The sequence below is a fragment of the Streptomyces lacrimifluminis genome (assembly GCF_014646095.1).
In the GTDB taxonomy this organism is placed as follows: Bacteria; Actinomycetota; Actinomycetes; order Streptomycetales; family Streptomycetaceae; genus Streptomyces; species Streptomyces lacrimifluminis.
Genome location: NZ_BMMU01000106.1, coordinates 1 through 1,226 on the forward strand (window position 1 = coordinate 1; position 1,226 = coordinate 1,226).

Sequence of the window (1,226 nt, forward strand, 5' to 3'; positions counted from 1 at the left end):
TCCGGGAGCACCGGAGGCCGCAGGGGCCCCGGAAGCTGTTGAAGGAGCGTGAGCTCTACCTTTCCCTTGTGGATCAAGGGATGGGGAACGCTCAGGCCTGCCGGGTCGTGGGAGTGCACGAGCGGACCGGCAGGGATTGGCGTTACGGACGGCCGGAGGGCCGTGTGAAGAGGCCGCGACCGCGGGCGAAGGATGCGCCGGCGGTCGCGGTCCTTGGTGTCAGAGCACCCAGGACCCGCCTGATCGAGGTCCGTGGCGACTCGCGTTACCTCGGTGAGGATGAGCGGATACACATCGCCGACCGCTTGCGGGAGAAGGCGACGGTCCGCGCGATCGCGGCCGAGCTGGGCCGCAGCCCGTCGACCATCAGCCGGGAGATCCGCCGCAACCGGCATCCGGTGAACGGCCAGTACCGGCCGCACGCGGCACACGCCCGGGCCAGGGCCCGCCGTCCGCGCCCCAAGGGCGGGAAGATCGCGGCGTGTCTTGTGCTGCGTGACACCATCCAGTCATGGCTGGGGCTGAAGTGGAGTCCTGAGCAGATCAGCCGGAGCCTGCGCCTGCACTTCCCCGACCAGCCGGAGATGCACGTGTCGCACGAGACGATCTACCAGGCCCTCTACGTCCAGGGCCGGGGCGAGCTGCGCCGCGAACTCACCAAGGCCCTGCGCACCGGCCGCACCCTCCGCAAGCCTCAACGTCGTCCCGACCAGCGGATCCCGCGCTATCCGGCACCGATGGTGATGATCAGCGACCGGCCGGCCGAGGCCGAGGACCGGGCCGTTCCCGGCCACTGGGAGGGAGACCTGATCATCGGTAAGAACAGCGGCTCTGCGATCGGCACCCTGGTCGAGCGGGCCACCCGCTACGTGATGCTGGTCCACCTGCCCGGCAACCGCGACACCATCACCGTCCGCGACGCGCTGATCGACACCGTCAGCGCCCTCCCTGTCCACCTGCGGCGCTCGCTGACCTGGGACCAGGGCTCAGAGATGGGCCTGCACCACCAGTTCTCCATGGCCACGGGCATGCCCGTCTACTTCTGCGACCCCTCCAGCCCCTGGCAGCGCGGATCGAACGAGAACACGAACGGCCTGTTGCGGCAGTACTTCCCCAAGGGCACCGACCTGTCCCGCCACAGCCGCGAGCACCTGGACGCCGTCGCCGCCGAACTCAACGGCCGCCCACGCAAAACGCTCGACTGGGAAACCCCAGCCGAGCGCCTC

Annotated in this window: 1 protein-coding gene; it reads left to right on the forward strand. The window is 69.7% G+C overall.

Annotated elements, in window-relative coordinates; genetic code table 11:
• Positions 1 to 80 precede the first annotated feature (80 nt).
• Positions 81 to 1,226: IS30 family transposase (locus IEY89_RS40120; protein WP_229695745.1), on the forward strand; the 1,146-nt coding region annotated here is incomplete at its 3' end.